General features: G+C 45.1%; 17 protein-coding genes. 5 read left to right on the top strand and 12 right to left on the bottom strand.

Annotated features, from left to right (window positions below; translation table 11 throughout):
* Positions 1-15 precede the first annotated feature (15 nt).
* The 4 genes from DXN04_RS04280 to DXN04_RS04265 all read left to right on the top strand — a co-directional run bounded on the left by DXN04_RS04280 (position 16) and on the right by DXN04_RS04265 (position 5,564).
* Positions 16-321 (top strand): hypothetical protein, encoded by a 306-nt coding sequence (locus tag DXN04_RS04280; RefSeq protein WP_116852047.1) that lies wholly within the window; start codon positions 16-18, stop codon positions 319-321.
* Positions 322-468: 147 nt separating this feature from the next.
* Positions 469-1,830 (top strand): DNA/RNA non-specific endonuclease, encoded by a 1,362-nt coding sequence (locus tag DXN04_RS04275; RefSeq protein ID WP_116852046.1) that lies wholly within the window; start codon positions 469-471, stop codon positions 1,828-1,830.
* A 286-nt stretch (positions 1,831-2,116) separates the two neighbouring features.
* A complete protein-coding gene (locus DXN04_RS04270; protein ID WP_116852045.1) occupies positions 2,117-4,309 on the top strand; it encodes a B12-binding domain-containing radical SAM protein in 2,193 nt (730 codons plus the stop codon).
* Between the two features lie 58 nt (positions 4,310-4,367).
* Complete coding sequence (locus DXN04_RS04265; protein WP_116852044.1) at positions 4,368-5,564, top strand: tetratricopeptide repeat protein; 1,197 nt, start codon at positions 4,368-4,370, stop codon at positions 5,562-5,564.
* Here the strand turns inward: DXN04_RS04265 and DXN04_RS04260 are convergent.
* Genes DXN04_RS04260 through spt form a run of 10 tightly spaced genes read right to left on the bottom strand, consistent with a single transcriptional unit; the run spans position 5,541 to position 16,636 of the window.
* Complete coding sequence (locus tag DXN04_RS04260) at positions 5,541-6,476, bottom strand: phosphatase PAP2 family protein (protein WP_233525513.1); 936 nt, start codon at positions 6,474-6,476, stop codon at positions 5,541-5,543. The genes DXN04_RS04265 and DXN04_RS04260 overlap by 24 nt on opposite strands.
* Positions 6,477-6,481: 5 nt before the next feature.
* Positions 6,482-7,114 carry a sterol desaturase family protein gene (locus DXN04_RS04255; protein ID WP_116852042.1) on the bottom strand — a complete coding sequence of 211 codons (633 nt, stop codon included), beginning with the start codon at positions 7,112-7,114 and terminating at the stop codon, positions 6,482-6,484.
* A gap of 36 nt (positions 7,115-7,150) precedes the next feature.
* The gene (locus DXN04_RS04250) at positions 7,151-8,413 is read right to left on the bottom strand and encodes a DUF4833 domain-containing protein (RefSeq protein WP_116852041.1); all 1,263 of its coding nucleotides are present in this window, start codon (positions 8,411-8,413) and stop codon (positions 7,151-7,153) included.
* Positions 8,414-8,436: 23 nt separating this feature from the next.
* Positions 8,437-10,992, bottom strand: coding sequence for a DUF5686 and carboxypeptidase-like regulatory domain-containing protein (locus tag DXN04_RS04245; protein ID WP_116852040.1), 2,556 nt, complete (start codon positions 10,990-10,992; stop codon positions 8,437-8,439).
* 9 nt (positions 10,993-11,001) lie between these two features.
* The gene (locus DXN04_RS04240) at positions 11,002-11,370 is read right to left on the bottom strand and encodes a GtrA family protein (RefSeq protein WP_116852039.1); all 369 of its coding nucleotides are present in this window, start codon (positions 11,368-11,370) and stop codon (positions 11,002-11,004) included.
* Between the two features lie 37 nt (positions 11,371-11,407).
* Positions 11,408-11,860: a phosphatidylglycerophosphatase A family protein gene (locus tag DXN04_RS04235; protein ID WP_116852038.1), complete on the bottom strand. Its 453-nt coding sequence runs from the start codon at positions 11,858-11,860 to the stop codon at positions 11,408-11,410.
* The gene (locus DXN04_RS04230) at positions 11,857-13,182 is read right to left on the bottom strand and encodes an inositol-3-phosphate synthase (RefSeq protein ID WP_116852037.1); all 1,326 of its coding nucleotides are present in this window, start codon (positions 13,180-13,182) and stop codon (positions 11,857-11,859) included. The genes DXN04_RS04235 and DXN04_RS04230 overlap by 4 nt, the downstream gene beginning before the upstream one ends.
* A gap of 41 nt (positions 13,183-13,223) precedes the next feature.
* Positions 13,224-14,204, bottom strand: a complete 981-nt coding sequence (locus DXN04_RS04225; protein ID WP_116852036.1) for an NAD-dependent epimerase/dehydratase family protein — start codon at positions 14,202-14,204, stop codon at positions 13,224-13,226.
* Positions 14,201-15,382 (bottom strand): GNAT family N-acetyltransferase, encoded by a 1,182-nt coding sequence (locus DXN04_RS04220; RefSeq protein WP_199414981.1) that lies wholly within the window; start codon positions 15,380-15,382, stop codon positions 14,201-14,203. Before DXN04_RS04220 ends, DXN04_RS04225 begins: the two co-directional genes overlap by 4 nt.
* 27 nt (positions 15,383-15,409) lie before the next feature.
* A complete protein-coding gene (gene spt / locus DXN04_RS04215; protein ID WP_116852034.1) occupies positions 15,410-16,636 on the bottom strand; it encodes a serine palmitoyltransferase in 1,227 nt (408 codons plus the stop codon).
* 582 nt (positions 16,637-17,218) lie between these two features.
* On the opposite strand from spt, the gene DXN04_RS04210 reads away from it, so the two are divergent.
* Positions 17,219-18,307 carry a hypothetical protein gene (locus DXN04_RS04210; protein ID WP_116852033.1) on the top strand — a complete coding sequence of 363 codons (1,089 nt, stop codon included), beginning with the start codon at positions 17,219-17,221 and terminating at the stop codon, positions 18,305-18,307.
* 23 nt (positions 18,308-18,330) lie between these two features.
* Here the strand turns inward: DXN04_RS04210 and DXN04_RS04205 are convergent, their stop codons facing one another.
* Complete coding sequence (locus DXN04_RS04205) at positions 18,331-18,903, bottom strand: GNAT family N-acetyltransferase (RefSeq protein WP_116852032.1); 573 nt, start codon at positions 18,901-18,903, stop codon at positions 18,331-18,333.
* Positions 18,904-18,968: 65 nt separating this feature from the next.
* Entirely contained in the window at positions 18,969-19,685 is a 717-nt protein-coding gene (locus DXN04_RS04200; RefSeq protein WP_199414980.1) for a ThuA domain-containing protein, read from the bottom strand.

Raw genomic sequence — 19,685 nt, 5'->3', positions numbered from 1 at the left:
TAAAAAATAAAAGCCATGAAAAACACCATTATTCTGCTTTCGATGTTCATCAGCTCTTTTGCTATTGCACAAACTGTACCCCAGACGAACCGTGCTAACAGGCAGGCAACAGCTACCCAGAACGCTACAAACAGGCAGGCGACCCGCACCCAAAACAGTGCGAATAGACAGGCTACAGCTGCTGATGGTGTAGTCACCAGGGAAGAAGCGAAACAAACAGCGGCAACGAATAGTGCTAACAGACAGGCTGACCGCTCTACCAACAGGAATAACCGTGCTGCTACGCTACAACAAAACAGGAATAACAGAAGAAACCATTAACAAGTGCCAATAGGGGGATGCCTTTCGCATCCCCCTATTGTTAGTAATATTTTTAGTAACAAAATAATAACCCTTCTTCCAATAGCTGCTCCCCGCTAAATACCGTAAATTTCCAGTTTGGTAAAACCCTCATAAAAACCCAACGTAATGAAAGCCCATCTGTCGTCACGCCTGCTATACATTATAGCAGCAGCACTTATCGTCGTATCCTGTCGGAAAGACCAAGCACCCACACCGATCGCTAACAAGGACAAGACTGTAGCCGCCACTACCGCAGCTACCACTACTACCTTAAGCGAGTCTTTCGAGTCTGGCACTAAAACAGCCTATGCAACAGGCAACGTTACACTTAGCAGTGGTAGCTGGAGCTTTGATGATGCCCTTATTGGCATCCTCTCTACTGATGCTAAGAATGGTTCTCAGTCTGCCCGTATCCGGAATACAGGTTCTCTCACTATGAACTTCGATGCTACCGGCGGAGCTACTACTATTACCATTGCACACGCCGTATTCGGCTCCGATGGCAGCAGTACATGGCAACTCTGGATCTCTACCAACGGTGGCAGTTCTTATTCACAGGTAGGCAGCACAGTTACCAGCTCTTCCACTACCCTCTCTACTGCTACCTTCACCGTAAATGTAACCGGCAGTTACCGCCTCTCTATCCGCAAGGCATCGGGCGGTACTAACAGAATCAACATCGACGATGTTGTTGTTACAACCGGTTCATCCACTGGCGGTGGCGGCACAGGTACTACCGGCGATAACAGTCACCTGCTGTTAGGGAATCCAAGTGGTGCCGTAGCCAGCTCCGTCTACACCACCAACTATCTCTACAATGCTACCTACTACATTGAATCTTACAACAGTGTAAGAGGTACGCCTAACTGGGTGAGCTGGCACCTGAACAGCGCTGATATTGGCAGCACCTCCAGGCAGGATGATTTTCGTGCCAATACAGCATTGCCTTCCGGCTGGTACCAGGTAGATGCTACCAGCTATTCAGGCAGTGGTTTTGATCGTGGGCACAACTGCCCTTCCGGCGACAGAACATCTTCTGTTGCTGCTAACTCTTCGACCTTCCTGATGACGAACATGATTCCTCAGGCACCTAACAATAACCAGGTAACCTGGGAAGGTTTTGAATCTTACATCAGAACCCTTGTAAGTGCCGGCAACGAGTGCTACATCATCATGGGTAGCTATGGTACAGGCGGCACGGGTAGTAATGGAACTGTCTCCACCATCGATGGCGTTCATGTAACTGTACCAGGCAATATCTGGAAAGTGGTGGTTGTACTTTCCAATGGTAATGGCGACCTGAGTCGTATCACCACCTCTACCAGAGTGATTGCAATTAATACACCGAATAACAACTCAATTGGCAGTGACTGGAAGAGCTATCGTACCAGTGTAGATGCGATTGAATCTGCCACCGGTTATGACCTGCTTTCTGCTGTTTCTACCACCATACAGGCAACTATTGAAGCAAAAGTTGACAACCAGTAATAACCCCGGATTACTTCGTTTAAGAAACATTTACTGTATACAGTAGCAGCGTCCGTAGTCGTTGTTGCCTGTAAAAAGACACACAACCTGTAAAAGCTCCTGACACTGAAGCTGTCACACACTTCAAAGTAGCATAAGGTGTTAAGGCAGGCATCATGGTGTACGCAGGAAATGTGGTTTCTTCCTACACGAACAAAGTAGTCAGGGCATTGCAATAAGCCCTTCAAACGCTGCTATCTGCTGGTAGCAGCGTTTTTTCCCCCGGTTTCCCTAATTTCGCACTCAAATGAGTGCTGTTTTTCTGATTACACCACCTTTCACACAGCTGAATACGCCATACCCGGCCACAGCTTATCTGAAAGGCTTCCTGAATACAAAGGGGATTTCCTCCTTTCAAGCTGACCTTGGCATAGAAGTAACCCTGGCCTTATTCTCAAAAGAAGGTCTGGAAAAGCTTTTTGCCCATATCAACCAGCAGGAAGTTCCTCATTCAGAAAATATCAGCCGCATCATTGCCCTGCAGGACGATTACATCATGACAATTGATGAAGTAGTTGCTTTTCTGCAAGGTAAGAACCCTACCATCGCCCACCGGGTGTGCAAAAGGGATTTCCTCCCTGAAGCCGGCCGGTTCTCCCAACTGGAAGACCTGGACTGGGCATTTGGCTCCATGGGTAACCAGGACAAAGCCAAACACCTGGCTACCCTGTACCTGGAAGACCTCTCCGATCTCATCATGGAATGTGTGGATGAGCACTTTGGCTTTAGCCGTTATGCGGAAAAACTCGGCCGATCGGCGAATAGCTTTGACGAACTCTACACCGCCCTTCAGCAGGAATATACTTACATCGATCATATCCTGATCGATATCCTCAGCAGGCATATGGAAAGGGAACAGCCACAATTGGTGGCCATATCCGTTCCCTTCCCGGGCAACCTGTACACCAGCCTCCGCTGCGGACAATGGGTAAAGCAACATTACCCGCAGGTAAAAGTGGCAATGGGCGGTGGCTTTGCCAATACAGAACTCCGCTCCCTCTCCGATCCAAGAGTATTTGAATTTTACGACTTTATCTCCCTGGACGATGGAGAAGCTCCTATAGAACAACTCATTTCCCACATCAACGGCACACCCGGTACTGAGCTGAAGCGCACCTTCACCCTGGTGGATGACAAGGTCACTTATATCAACAATGCCAGCTGTAAAGATTACAAACAATCACAGGTAGGCACGCCTGATTACAGCGACTTACTGTTAGATAAATATATCTCTGCGATCGAAGTAGTCAATCCCATGCACCGTATGTGGAGCGATGGTCGCTGGAATAAACTTACCATGGCCCATGGCTGCTATTGGGGCAAGTGTACGTTCTGCGATATTTCTCTCGATTATATCCGTGTATATGAACCTATTGCTGCGGCACTGCTGTGTGATCGTATGGAAGAGATCATTGCGCAGACAGGGCAGAATGGTTTCCACTTTGTAGACGAAGCAGCACCACCTGCACTCATGCGCGCACTGGCACTGGAGATCATCAAAAGAAAACTGAACGTAAGCTGGTGGACGAATATCCGCTTTGAGAAGAGTTTTACCCGTGACCTGTGTCAATTGCTTAAAGAGAGTGGTTTGATTGCAGTATCCGGTGGCCTGGAAGTAGCCTCTGACAGGTTGCTCGCACTCATTCAGAAAGGTATTACAGTCGCCCAGGTAGCGCAGGTAAATAAACACTTTACTGAAGCGGGCGTGATGGTACATGCCTACCTGATGTACGGTTTTCCTACACAAACAGCACAGGAAACCATTGATTCACTGGAAATGGTACGCCAGATGTTCCAGGCGGGGATCTTACAATCTGCTTTCTGGCACCAGTTCACTATGACAGCACATAGCCCTGTAGGGTTGGAACCTGAGAAATACAATGTAAAAAAGGAAAGCGATGTAATTGGTTCCTTTGCCAACAACGATATCATTCACATAGACGATACAGGGGCAGAACATGAGACCTTCAGCTATGGCCTGAAGAAATCTCTCCTGAACTTCATGCATGGCATTTGTCTGAACGATCCACTGCAGAAGTGGTTTGATTTTAAAGTACCCAAAACCAGGGTAGCCCCTGACTATATCCAAAAATCACTTGAAGAGGGAGAACTTGCTTCTGCAAAACCTACAGCAAAAGTAGTCTGGCTGGGAAGAACTCCCTCAGTAGAAACGGTTACCAAATCCAAGAAAGGTGCTACCTGGGAAGTAGCACTCCTTACTTTTCAGAGTAAGAAAGATAAACATACCATCAGCATAGAACCGGATAAAGGTCAGTGGCTGGCGGGTATGCTCGAACAATTATCCGTTCGCAACAGCAAGACCTATACATTGAAGGAAGTGATGGACAACTATACAGCTGCCGGGCTGGAAGACTTCGAATTGTTCTGGGACAATAAGCCTGTCAATACCTTATATAAGTACGGTTTGCTGCAATTATAAAGCGGTTCGTAATATGCCTCATTTATTTTAAATTTGATATGTACTCAAAGTTGAATGAATGCTTGCGCCGTCCTATGAATTATCAGCCGTGTTTGCCTATGCCAGGAACTTTTCTCTGGAACGGAATCTCTATTACATTGATAGTCAACTGCTCCTATTAGGCATTCTCGAAACCTGCACCAGTGATATCGCCATCGATACCCCCGACCGCGAAAAAATGATCTTCTGGCTCAAATCCCTCTCCTGGGAAAAGGGAGGAGAAAAACCGAATAAGGATACCCTTCCCCTTACCGCAGAAGCGGAAAGGATGCTGGAAAATGCCGTTTATTACCAGAAAAGACTGGGTGACAAGCATTTAAGCCCCCAGCACATCATTCTCTCCATTTTAACGATAGAAAACCGCTGTCAATATAAGTTGCAATCCCTGGGCATTGTATATGCCTCGTACATAGACATTATTAAGACAGAAAGAAATATACAGGAGGATATTCCCCTGCACACGCCGGGTATCAGGCTGCCTTTTATGGCCAGGTACTACCCTTTCCTCCACTGGCTGTACAGCGCAAAAAAGAAGAAACAAATTATTGAGAAATACTTCAGGGAAGCACAATCCTGCCTGCAATACAACGAAGGTAAAAAGTGTCGTACCCTCTGCCAGTACATCCTGCACATAGACCCGGAGCATGTAAATACGCTTTGGTTAACAGGGGTATCTTACAGGGCAGAGCGCAACTTTGTACAGGCGCTTCCTTACTACGAGAAGGTATTGGAAAAACATAGTGCACATACAGGTGTCATTGCCGAAATAGCACATTGTTATAGTGAAATGGGGAATCACCATCGTGCCCTGCAACTCTATAGTTATGCACTTTCCCTCAATCCGGGATCTTCTGAACTGCTGAACAGTCTTGGCTTTACCTGCATACACATGCAGCTTTTTGTCGAAGCAATTTCTTATTTCGACCAGGCGATCGCCTACGATGAATCCTGTGCTTTTGCGTATAACAACAAAGGCTATGTGCTTATGCGCCTGGGTCATCCCGTACAGGCGGAAGAACTGATGTACAGGTCATTGCAATACAACAAAGGCAATGCATATGCTTACAGGAATCTGGGCATACTGTACACCAAACAAAAGAATATCGCGGCCGCCAGGGACATGCTCCTTACAGCCAAGCGCTATTATTTCGACCGTAAATATGGAAATGAAGTAGATGAGTTGCTCCGCAAATTACCCACGTACGAAACTGTATAACCACTGTATGCCCCTGTCATAGAACTTTGCCTTCATCAGGAACTTCCTGTAAATGAAGATACCAACAGTAGCAGTGGTAATACCTGCTATTACATCCACTACATAGTGATGACTCAGGTATACCGCAGCGAACCAGATACCCACCGTTACAGTTGCAAATACAAGCTGGAAGAAACGGTTTACATGGTGCCTGGAATAATACAGCACGATCAATGGGTAAGCAGAATGCAATGAAGGCATAGCTGCAAATACATTCGAGCCTTTGCTGTAAATAGAATGGAAAATATTTGCGTGAAAGTAGGCATCAAAACGTGCCAGCCCCGCTGTATTGCCTGGTGTATTTGGTATAAACTCAAATCCATGGATCTGTACATACCATGGTGGCGCAGCCGGGAAAGTATAATAGATTACAAAACCCAACAGGTTTACAAAAAAGAAGGTAGCAGCAAAATGCAGGAGCGCCAGCCTGTCTGTAGTAAATAAATATACGGCAAACATCAGTGGCACCGGTACCCAGCACAGGTAGAAGATTCCCGTCATCACATCGATCCAGGACTGTGAATGAGTGAGCCAGTATTCATTTGGGGTCAGTATTTTAGCGCCTTCATGAATACCAAACAGATGCTTTTCAAATTCATAGATATCCGCTATATGCACCTTAAAGAACATGTAGTTCGGCGCGGCCTTCATATAGTCGAATATGATCCAGTAAACTAAAAAAATGGAAAATCCTATAATGAACCTACGACTGATCCAGGAGCCATAATAACAACCGTTGAATATGGCAATCAGCCACACCTGGTCGGTTTTGAAGCCAACCAGGAGGGCAGAAAGTAACAGGTAGGCTATACTTGCAAGTGTAGTAAATATGATGTCTTTTCGTCCGAAGAGTGTCTTGTTGTTCGTCTCCACTTCCCTTATTGATGTTCTTCTTTTTGAGGAAAATCTGATCCGAACACCCGATCCCATATAGCGGAACTCACACCATAACCTTTATCAGCATTTTGATAATGGTGTTTCATATGGTGCTTTTTCAGCTTCTTCCAGAAGGAGTTCTTAAAATTCAGATGGTGTAATGCGTAGTGGGAAATATCGTAGAAAAGGTATCCCGTCATGAACCCGGCAAAGAAACCATACAGGTAGTTGACAGGGATGATTGCCCTGAACAGGTAGAAAAATCCCAACGCCAATGGCACGCTCACCGAAGGTGGCAATACCAGTCGCAATGCATCGTTTGGATAATCATGATGCACACCATGAAATATAAAATGTAACCTCAGTCCCCATTTGGATTTGGGCACAAAGTGAAATACAAATCTGTGTAATACATACTCCGTCAAAGTCCAGAAAAACAGACCTCCCAATGCTGATAACAGGAACACCGTAACGCCTGCATCTGTATGCGTCAATCCATAATAACATACATAACTGATCACTGGAATATACAGGATCAGTGGCACACTGAAATGTACCTTGGATAATGCCTCCAGAAGCCCATTCTTAAACATGGGTACCGACTCCGTTGAATTGGAAACATATTGCTTTTTCATCACTCTAAATCTATTATATGTGTGGTGTTTACTGCCTTAAGGTTTGATCTGCTCCTTTACTTCCTTACCGGTGGCCATGTCTTTACCTTTCAGCTCAATGTACAGCACATTCGGATGCCAGAATGTACCACCATCGATCTCAATGTAAATACGGTCCAGTACAGCCATGGAATTACCAATCTTTGCATACACATGGTAGTCAGATTGCCCGGCAGCTTTCATCAGGTACAGGTCCTTTTTGGCATAAGCTACGGAATGTAATTCATATTTCCCCTGTCCCAGGTCCTTCACTTTGATTCCGTATGCAAATTTACGCTGTATGAAGTTCAGTGGCTTCTTCTCCCCTCCATCTGCATAGCGAATCCAGTAAACATTTACCGGTTCATCTGCATCCAGTTTACCATTAACGATATTCAGATCATATACAATCGTATTGCTGTTTGGTGTACGCTGGATATAGAATAACTGTCTGGGCACATTTGGCACAGGAAAGTTAGGTTCACCGGAGGTAAAGGCCATGGTTGGCAAAATTACGATGGCAGCTACCAGTAATACCTTTACAGTAGTTGCTGCACCTCTGATCACCCTGGTTACCTGGTCCTGTTTGTCCAGCGCTACTTTTGCATCGCGCATTCTGCCGATAGCAGTAATGTTCGTCATGACCGCCATAATAAACAGCGGGAATGTAAAGATAGAAATGGTTTCAAAAATATGGAAAGGAATTCCTGGTACAAACAGTTTGTAATCGCCCCCGATAAAATGAGAGGCAATACCGCAGGCGATAGCTGAAACTGAGATCACTACGATACGTTCCGGACGTTGCATCAGGCCACCCTTACACTCTATGCCCAGGCCTTCTGCCCTGGCACGGGTATAGCTCACCATCATAGAACCGATCATAGCTACAAATGCGGCCATGGAACTCAGGAAATAATGATGGCCTACCAGGTAGTAACAAATACCCAGGAACAGCACCATCTCGCTATATCTATCCAGAACGGAATCGAAGAATGCACCAAACCTGGAACCCATATTACCCAGTCTGGCGACCTGGCCGTCCAGCATATCAAACAGACCTGCAAAGAGCGTCAGTGCACCGGCCCATCCTACATACGACAGGTCTCCCCTGTTGCCTTTTTGCACGCCGGTCACAAAGATGACCACCACGCCAATGTTCAACAGGAACCCTACCAGGGTCACTATATTAGGCGTAAAGCCTATTTTGATCAATCCTTTCACAATTGGATTGATAATCAAATAGATCAGTTGCTGTAACTTGTCTCTCAATGACTTTTTCATACTCAGACTTTTTAACCTCACTGTTAAAAATCGAACCGTACACGTGTTCTGATACCCCAGTTAGATACGCCAGGATTGTCCAGATAAGTAAACCTTCTTACAAGGTCCACACGCACCAGTTTAAAAATGTTAGAAATGCCCACACTACCCTCTATATAAGGTTCTCTGCCCAGTGTGTATGTAAATGATGAACCGTCAGTATATTTTGAAAACTGAATCAGGTCAGGATTGTTGGCAGGATTATTTTCCTGACGTAAACCACCATATATAATCTTACCAGCCAGTACCTCACGCCATTTCAATTTCTTCAACAGCGGAACTTTGTTAAAGATAAAACCATTAAAGTTATGGTCAATGTTTAATCCTATATAGTGATCACTCACAAACTCCAGGAAGTTCATGAGGTTGTAACTTTCCAACTGGTAAGCATAGGTCTGGTTCGCTCTATGGATGGTCAACAATGGATAAGGCAGGTGACTGCCGAAAATATTGCCACCTTCCAGTACGACTTCGCTAAATCCCAGCACTCCCAGGTAACACATCTTGTAAACATTTAGTGTCAGGTTCTGGTAGTTGTATTGGCTGTTTGCAATTCCTTTCACGCCTGCTATACCTCTCAGGGTGAAGATGGGATATTTATTTGGCAGCGGAATACGGAAACTCTTACCCTGGTAGAACTTTTCGTTAGGAGCCCAGCGCAGTTCCGTACTAAACTCTGCCGTCGTCAATTCGGTAACAGGTGTATTCGGTTCTGTTCCTTTATAATATGCCAGACTACCAGCTGGTGTCTGGATCCAATGTTTAAATCCTACCTGGTAACTGAAGTGGTTGGTGAACTCCTGAATAAAAGTCAGGTTAAAGATCTTGTTATACAGCCACTTATCGTTATTACCACGTTTGAAAGACAGCAGGAAGTTGTCTTCCTGAACGAACTGCAATTCCTGGCCCGGAATCTTGGTTTCATGCTGATAGTTTGCCTTCAGGGCTACTACAGGCCAGTCATAAATAGACTTATGGTTAAAGGCATATGCACCGCCGAAGTAGTATTTCCATTTCTCATCCTTTAAACCATATGCCCCATAACCTTCAACATAGATGCTCTTGCTCAGCCTTGGAGTAGATCTGCCACCAAGACGGGGGCGAAATCCTTCTACCGGGTTGAAGCTATAGAATGTATTTACCGGACCTATTTCAAAATAAGGACCTGCCTGCTTGTAACCGGCCAGCAACAGCGTAAGGAGGTCAGCTGTACGCTTGAAAGATTTCATGTGCTGCAGGCTGTCGATATTGGAATATACTTTTGATTCCGCCGTTGACAGGGAATCATGCCTGTTCTGAACCCAGAAGTCTTCTCCATGCTGCACCGTTTTCTCATCTTCCACAACAGAAGCACCATTATAGAACTCTGCAGGCTTTGGCTGGTTGATCGCCATATCCTTGATTGATACGGTACGCTCACCATAGATCCCGCTACTGCCTTTGAAAATCCCGAAGTCCGCCATCAGCGTTTGCTTGTTGGTATAGTAACGACCGTCGGGAGTCTTTTCAAAATCAAAATACAGGTGGAAATCTCTTACCCAGTTCAGGTTAATTTCCTTGTTTGCTGTCATATCTGCTTTCTGTACAGCATAGTTACCATCCAGGGTAATGAACAGTTCACCTTCCAGCAGCAGGTCACTTTTATTGCGGGGATAGAATTCAAGTTTGATCAACCTGGTGCTATCCGGCGCCACAATGGTATCAGCAATATAGAATTTATAGAAAGTAGGCGCAGAGTTAGCTATCGGACTCAGAAACTGGTTCGTGAACAGCATCATCTGGTTATCATAGATATCCACATCCTGGTAGATATGGTTCAGATATTGGCTCAGGCCCCTGTTATCGATAAAGTTTTCAAAGCTCACTTTCTTATCGCCTGTCACAATCGTCTTTTTCTTCTCCGGGTCGCGGCGATAGTAAACATCGGCCAGTTTTTCCTCCAGGTAGATAGGCAGAATAGATTTGCCTGCAAACTTGGTAGTGTCCTGGTTCTCAAAAATGAATTTATACTTACGGGTCAATCGACCGTTGCTAATCTTTTCAGAGAGGTTACTCAGCGCAAACTCCAGTTTTTCGTACTGGTTGTATTGTGCATAGTCATAATGGGTCATACGGTTTTTATCCCTGTTCTCGATCACGAGGCGGATCAGCTCCACAGCCGGGTTATCCTTGTTACGATAACGCTCTTTTTTCTTTTTAATGACAATCTCGTTCAGCGTCTTGGCCGTACTTTCCAATTGAATATTGATGGTCTGAACCACACCAGGATTGATCTTTCTGGTGATGTTCTTATACCCCATGTAAGCAAAACGAATACTATCTCTTGTGATAGAAACCTCCAGCTGATATTTACCATCAGCATCAGTGCCAGTGCCTATTGAAGTGCCCGGAATAAATACGTTAACAAAAGGTAAGGGTGCCCCTGTACGGCTATCCGTAACAGTACCTTTAACGGTGGTGGTCGTTTGTGCGATAACCGAACTAAAGCCAGAGACGAGCAGTAAAAGAATTCCGGATACTATATTTTTAAATCCATTCATTAACCAAAATCATTTAAAAACAAACCGCTTTTGCATTCCATAGTTATACCCAACGGCGGTGATAACCGATGCCATAACCACAGCCACTCGCTGATCGATAGCGGTATAATTCGTCAATACCCAAAAGCAGGTAGTATTGACTATCAGGTTTCCGAACCAGACAATGATATATTTAATGGCTTGCCAGTTCCATGTGTCGTTCCCCTTTTGGTAAACCCACTTCCTGTTAATCATGAAGTTGGTAATACCGCCACAGGCCACTCCTGTCACATTGGCAGCTACACCATACCCTTCCCATATATATAATAATAGAAAGGATACCGAAAATTGAACTCCGGTCGCTACCAGTGCCGAAGCTTGTGCTTTAATAAAACGCATATGGTTTACAATTCTGCAAAACGCGTACCCAATAACTCTAAATCAAATGAATCACTAGTTGCAACAATAAATTGGAATAGATACCTGCTACAATATCGTCCATCATTACGCCTACACCACCGGGAAGAGCCTCTGTGCGCCTGATATATAAAGGTTTTACTATATCAAAAAAACGAAATAAAACCAATCCCGCCAATATGTATGCCGGAGTGACAGGTACAAAAAGCACACTTATCATCATCCCGGCTACCTCATCGATGACAACTTTCTTGTCGTCTTTGCCCCAGTAGGGCTCTACTTCCGTACCAGACCAGATGCCCAGTAATGTAATAACTACAGTAATTAGTAATGGCCCAAAGTTGGCAGGATTGCTCCCAGCCAGTACAAGGTACCAAACCAGTGCGGCGACTGCAGCTGCAACCGTTCCTCCGCCCTTGCCTATGTAACCTATGCCCAGGCTGGTAGCAATTAATTTGTGTATTCTTATCATTCAGTATCAAAAATTCCTTCGTAATAGTCCAGTCCCAGATGCGTGATCAGATCCTCACCCATCAGGTAGCGCAAGGTATTTTGCAGCTTGATAAGCTGCTTGAAAATATCATGTTCAGGACGTAAGCCAGGAGCAGTTTGAGGAGATTTCAGGTAGAATGAAAGCCATTCCTGTATGCCGCTCATGCCTGCACGCTTTGCAAAGTCAATAAATAATGCGAGGTCCAGTACAATCGGTGCGGCCAGAATTGAATCACGGCACAGGAAGTTTACTTTTATCTGCATTTTATACCCTAACCAGCCGAAGATGTCGATGTTATCCCAGCTTTCCTTATTATCCTTGCGCGGCGGATAATAGTTAATACGGATTTTGTGGTAAAGGTCACCGTAAAGATCAGGATATTCTTCCGGACTTAAAATATCTTCTAAAACGCCAAGCTTGGAAACTTCCTTGGTTTTGAAGTTGTCAGGGTCGTCTAACACCCATCCATCGCGGTTTCCAAGGATATTTGTGCTGAACCAGCCTTCCATACCCAGGGCTCTCGCCTGCAGGCCCGGAGCCAGAATTGTCTTCATCAGGGTCTGACCGGTCTTGAAATCTTTACCCGCAATTGGTGTTTTTGTCTGGTGAGCCAGCTCAACCAATGCCGGAATATCACATGTCAGGTTCGGTGCACCGTTTGCAAATGGTACGCCCAGCTTCAGTGCCGCATAAGCATAAATCATACTTGGGGCAATTCGCTCGTCATTTTCTCTTAAACCCTGCTCAAAAGCTGCCAGTGAGTTGTGTACGTCTGCTGCTTCATGGTAAATTTCGGTAGACCCACACCACACCATTACTACACGATCTACCTTATTTTCCTCCTGGAAGGTTTTGATATCCTCCATCACCATCTGCGCCAGATCATAACGCGTCTTGAAATCCTTTACATGCGTACCATCCAGATTTTTAACAAAGTTTTTGTCAAAAGCCGCCTTCATGGGAATAATAGCTTCCAATTCAGGCTTTATTGCTTCTATCTGAAACCTATCCAGTACTTCAGCTTTTACCGCCGCTGTATACACGTTATCTTCATATACATCCCAGCCGCCGAATACAATGTCTTCCAGTTTTGCAAGGGGAACAAAATCTTTGATCAGTGGATTCTTATTGTCTGTTCTCTTACCCAGACGAATATGTCCCATTTGAGTCACTGATCCGATTGGCTTGGAAAAGCCCTTGGTCACAGATAAGACTCCTGCTATGAAAGTGGTCGCTACCGCGCCAAGGCCTGGCATCAGTACTCCCAGCTTCCCATTTGCTTCTTTAATTTGATGTTTCATAAAATCTTTTGCCTCTTTGTTTTTCAATTAGTGAACGTTTGTTATAACCAGTGGTTCCCGGTATACCAATCCAGGGTCTCCCTCATTCCTTTTTCAAGTGTGAAGTCAGGTTGGTATCCAAGTTCCTTTTGTATACGTATTATATTGCAATTCCAGTTTTGGGCAGTTAACTCATTTAACCGGTCCCTATTTAACAACGGCATGCCCTTACTTGTTGCCTCGGCTATTCCGGCTATCCACCGGATCAATGTTAATGGCATGTGAATACGTAATGTCCTGATGCCTAACAAACCTTTCGTCACTTTGGCTAATGCATAACGGTCATAACTATTTCCGTCCGAAACATCATAACAGGTATGTATAAATTGTCCGTTTAATGCGCGAATGGCAGCCTGTGCCACATCTTTTACATAAACAAAACTCAACTGCTGGGGCCCTTTTCCCATATACGGCTCCAATCGCCAACCATAAGTTTTGAACAAAACGAACAGGTCCTTGTCCCGGGGGCCATAAATGGCCGTAGGACGCAACACTACCCAGGGGATCTGGGCATATTGCTTCAGCAGTTGCTCCGCCAGCAGCTTACTCTTGCCATACAAGGTCACTGGTGCTGGTGACACCTCATCCTGCTCCGGCCATTTTGCTTCATAAGCCTTAGGCCCTACTGCTGCCAGACTACTGAAATACACAAACCTGTTCAGTTTAATACCTGATTGTACGATCGCTTTCAGAAGATTGTCAGTATACCCTGCATTAATCTCGTTGAAAGCTGCCTCATTTTTTGCACGGGTGGCACCTGCAGCATGAATAATATCACTGTATTGCTGCTTCTGTAGCAAGGCTGCCATGCCAGGTACATCACGGAAATCGAGGTTCACGAAAGAGATCTCCAAATGTTGTAAATGCGCAACATCGCTGGAGGGCCTTACTCCTGCATGCACTTCCATTCCTGCTGCCAAAGCGGCCTCAATTAAATGGAATCCCAGAAATCCGCTTGCACCTGTTATCAATACTTTCCTCATATCGCTTTCTCGTAAATCCTGTATCGCTTGTATGGTACCCCATTTACAGCCTGGATCGCACTGTTCATAAGGTCATTGTGTTCAAGGATCCAGGAGGCTTCCGCCACATTGATACCTTTCTTACGGCAGTCTCTGATGATCTGGCCATAGAATACTGCCTCTACACCCAGCTTGCGGAATGGCTCCAGTACACCCAGGGCCAGTACACGCACACCTTTGATCTTACTTTTACCCAGCAGCAGTTTAAAAATACCGGTAGGTAATAATCGTCCTTTGCGGATCTTGATCAACACCTGGTTCAGATCAGGTATACACAAGGCAAAACCAATTGCCTTTCCATCCTTTTCTGCCACGATACAAAAATCAGGATCCAGTATCATTTTCAAGTCCTTTGCCAGATACGCAAATTCATTGTCCGTCATGGGAACAAATCCCAGGTTCTTGTCCCACGCTTTATTATAGATTTCTCTGATCTTCACCACCTCCTCATCAAACTTCTTCAGGTTTATTTTGCGCACCACTATATTTCGCTGCGCAAGCCTGTTCTCCAGCATCTGCATCATACGCAGTGGCTTGTCTTCCACCGCATCGGCCGTTACCTGCCATGCGATCAGTGTCACATTCTCCTTCATCTCAGCAGCCTTGATCAGCTCTATGTAATAAGGACGGTTGTAAGGCATCATTACTACAGGTGAACTGTCGAATCCTTCTACAAGCAAACCACAGGTTTCATTGGTAGAGAAATTCACTGGTCCGATGATGGTGGATAATCCCTGCTTTTTTAACCATTCTGCAGCTGTATTAAACAGCGCATTGCTCACTGTCACATCAGGTATACACTCAAAAAAGCCAAAGAAACCATCGTTGGTGCCATTGAACGCGTTATGATTGCGATTGTTAATAGCCGCAATACGGCCTACTACTTTTTTGTCACGAAAAGCGAGAAACAGTTGTATTTGTGAATGTTCGTGGAAAGGATGTTTGCCCGGTGTTAAAAGGTCGCGTTGTGCTATAAACAACTCGGGCACGTATAGCGGATCATTGCTGTATAGGTCATGCGGAAAGTCAATGAATAACTTCATTTGATGTTTGGTGCTCACCTGTTCAATAACAGGAGCACTTCCTCTGACTACAGTGACAGTTGTGGTTGAAACGGAAGGTGTCTGTATAGTGTCCATTATTATTTGCTTTATGTGTTACAGGCGTTATTGCAGCACTATGTTCCCGTTCTGTTTTTCTTTTAAGGCGATGCCCTCTTCTTTAAATGCTTTTTTCAGCATTTCTACCGCATGCTCAATCTGGGCGAAAGTATGTGTCGCCATCAGAGAGAAACGGATCAGGGTAGCATCAGGAGGAACAGCAGGCGGTACCACAGGATTCACGAAAATCCCTAATTCCTGCAGCCTTTTAGTAATACTGAACACCCCTTCTTCATTACGGATGTAAATTGGGATGATGGGGGTTTCAGAAACCTCACCTGTATCAAAACCTGCTTCTTCCAGCAGCTTGCGGGCATACTCGGTATTATCCCACAGTCTCTTGATATGCTCAGGTTCTGATTCAATAATGTCCAGGGTAGCCAGCACACTTGCCACGGCAGCCGGGGTCATGCTTGCACTGAAGATGAGTGCGCGGGCAGTGTGTTTCAGGTACTCAATAATGGTATTGTCCGCTGCTATAAATCCACCCAGAGATGCAAAGGACTTACTGAAAGTACCCATTATCACGTCTACCTTGTCAGTCAGACCAAAGTGAGATGCCGTACCGGTACCATTGATACCCAGTATTCCCAGACCATGTGCATCGTCTACCATGATATTCGCACCATAGGTATCAGCAAGAGATACGATATCAGGCAGCTTAGCCAGATCGCCTTCCATGCTGAAAACCCCATCCACGGCAATCAGTCGCACAGCTGTTGATGGCAATGCCTGGAGCTTCGCTTCAAGGCTGTCCATATCATTGTGCTTGTACTTCACTACCTTGGAGAAGGATAAACGGCTACCATCAATAATAGAAGCATGATCCAGTTCATCCAGCAGGATGTAATCATTGCGACCCGTCAGACTGGATAATGCTCCCAGGTTAGCCTGAAAACCAGTGCTGAACACGATCGCATTCTCCTTACCGACAAACTTCGCCAGCCGCGCTTCCAATTCCAGATGTAAATCCAGCGTTCCATTCAAAAAACGAGACCCGGCACAGCCGGTTCCGTATTTTTCTGTAGCTCTGACAGCAGCTGCTATCACCTGAGGATGGTTTGTCAACCCTAAATAGGAGTTGGATCCAAACATCAGTACTTTCTTGCCCTCAATTTCCACCTCTGTGTCCTGACCGGAAGAGATTGGTCGGAAATAAGGCCAGATGCCTCTCTCTTTTGCACTTTCTACCCGGGCATTTCCCGCCATCTTCGCACGTAACATTTTACTCATCTTTTTTGCTCTAAATCGGTTGTTATAACACGATACCTGTGCAATTTCAGATACCGTGTTTTATGACCTGCACCTTTTTCAGATCATAATTGACAGTATTTAATACCTGTGACAACAGGCTAATAAGCCAGCATCACACCACTGAATGCAGCGTTAAAAAAAGGTCCAAAAGCAGTATGCGAGTTGCGGTTTAAGCACAGTTCACGAAAAATCGTAAACAGTTAATATTTAACTATGTTTGAAAACAAAATGGTGACTAATATATTCAAACAATGTCCTAATTTGGTGGCCCAAAAACAGTATGCGAGTTGCGGTTTAAGTAGTCTGTCCGGTAGCCCGGACCCTATGATTGACGGCACCAAATTAGGAAAAAAACCGTAATAAAATCAAAAAAAAATCTAAATCATCAAGAAATACAATCAGATAGACAAACAAAAATTATTTATACGTTTTAGATTTTCCCCTTTAATTATCAACTAGTTATCTCCTAAAATGGCCAGCCCCATCCAATTGGCACAGTTTTTATATAATATAATTAAACTATTTGTAAATTCACTTGCCTAACGATCTAAAATATATCGTATGAACCTTTCAAAAACCATCTCTGCACTGCTCCTATGCTTCTCTATAGCAGTTACTGCCAGCGCACAGGATCAGGAAGCAGATTCTACCGGTTTGCCCGGGGACAATTTCAGCTTACAGGGAGCTTTGGACTTATTTAAAAAAGCAGGATCACCCGAAGAATTCGAAAAATTATTAAACACACAGGATAATAAAGTAAATAACCTCGACCTGAATGGAGACGGACAAATTGATTATATACGTGTTACAAGCAAAAAACAGGATGATGTACAGATTTTCGTACTGCAAGCCCTGGTTTCTTCCAGCGAAAGCCAGGACGTAGCCGTAATCTCCCTCCAGAAAACAGCGGAAGAAAATGCGGTCATCCAGATAGAAGGTGATGACGATATCTACGGTGAATCCACCATAGCCGAACCATTACCTGAAGCTGAAAGCGCTTTTAACTATAGCCCGGCTACCCACGGCCCCTCTGTATCAGGTCCTGAAGGAATCATCGTGAACGTATGGTTCTGGCCCTGTGTTCGCTATGTATATGCACCAGCCTATACCGTATGGGTTTCCCCATTTACCTGGGTGGCTCACCCCGTATGGTGGCATCCATGGCGCCCAATGCCCTATTATGTATACCGCCCATACTGCGTACATTACAACACCCGCTACGTAGTGGTACCTACCCGCAGAATTCAGCCTGCCCGCATTATGTACCGCCCTACCCGGGTGACTTCTGTTACAGTAATTCAGCGTAACAGAGTAGTTGTAAATAACTACCGCAACAGCCGCCATGAATACCGTAACGGTTATCGTCAAACTAACTATGGCAACAGAGGTGGTAACTACTACGCACCAAACAGGACATATAACAATGGTGGCAGAAATTATGCACCAGACAGAGTTAATACCGGTGGCAGATCTGGTTACAACGGTGGCGACAGAAGCTACAATGGTGGCAGCAGAGGCTATGGCGGTAACTATAGCCCTGGCAGAGTAAACAATGGTGGTGGTACCAGACAATCCGGAGGCGGATTTGGTGGAAACAGATCTGGCGGCAACAGCGGTGGCCGTAACAGCGGTCGCGCAACAAGGAACTAATATATTTTCACAGGCAGTTTCTATCAGGAAACTGCCTGTTCTTTTCTCTTACAAAATGCCAGGTGTGCCGTCTTCTCCGGCAATTCTATCAAACCCTGGTATTCGAACCCCGCTCGCTTATTCAACACATGAATCTTCTCATTCCTCGCATCAGGTTCTACTATTAATCGCTCTACCCTTGCATCACTGAACAAAAACGACATGATCACCTGGAATACCTGGAATGTAAAATCAGGAATCCGCTTTTCCACAGGTGCCATCAGGATATGAAACCCATAATCACCCGGCAGCGCATCATAGTATTCTCCTATCCTATCCTCCTGCGCTTTGTAAAACTCCACAAGAAAAGCAGGCTTGTCATTATAAAATCCCAGGAAAGGCTGCACATGCGGCAAAGCAATCAGCTCAGCATACATCTTCCTCACCTGCTCCACCGTACTGTTCTGCAATTGCCAGTACACGGCATAATCCCTGTTCACCCAATCATGGATCAATGTAATATCTGTATCCAGCACCAATGGCCGTAAATAAAAATCACCGGAGGTAAATGAAGTCTGTGCATCAGCACTTAAAAAAGCAGGTAGTTGTTGCGTCATTGTGGAACGGGTTAAAAACAGCAAGCTATAACAATTCAAAAATACCACCTGCTCAAAAATGGAATTTATTTTCCGGAAGCCCAGCTGATCGCATTCCTGAATAATAAAACATAGTTCGGGTTATCAAACAATTCAGGCGCATGCCCCATAAATATGTATACATTCCGGGCTTTCACCCCAGGGTTCGTCCAGATCACCGGATGATCCCCCTTCAAAATCGTATTCACATGAGCCAATACATGCACATCCGGTCGCGGACTTCTATCGTAGGAATACCATTCTTCTTTCTTCACCAGAAATGAATCGGGCACTCCCCTCATTACGGGATGCTTCCCGTCCTCCACCACTACTTCTCCATCTGCAAAATCAGGAATGTAATCTTTCCACCTGATGTTGCCCATAAACTGATGAAACCAATCCCACATAGGATAACCATCAAACTCGCCCAATAATGTAGCATGATGAAAACCAATCCAGCCGCCCTTTCCTTCCGTAATATAGGCTTCAAATGCCTTTACTGCCGCCGGCTTCCAGGCATAAGGGGCATAATCCAGCTGGATAAATAACTGGTACTTCGACAGGAACCCCGCATCAATCTGATCCGTGTTCCGGATATAATCGATCACAAAATTGCTATCCTTCGCCAACTGATCCAACCACACCTTTGCTCTCTTACTGTAAGCAATATGATGCCCCCCGTTCTCTGCCAGCGCAAGCACGCGAAATCGCTGTGCCTGCACCGTACTACAAAAAAGTATAAGTATTATAATTGCCTTCATCAT

The sequence above is a fragment of the Chitinophaga silvisoli genome, from assembly GCF_003412465.1.
Taxonomy (GTDB): Bacteria; Bacteroidota; Bacteroidia; order Chitinophagales; family Chitinophagaceae; genus Chitinophaga; species Chitinophaga silvisoli.
The sequence above is the reverse complement of the archived record's forward strand: the minus strand, read 5'-3'. Positions and strand labels throughout refer to the sequence as shown.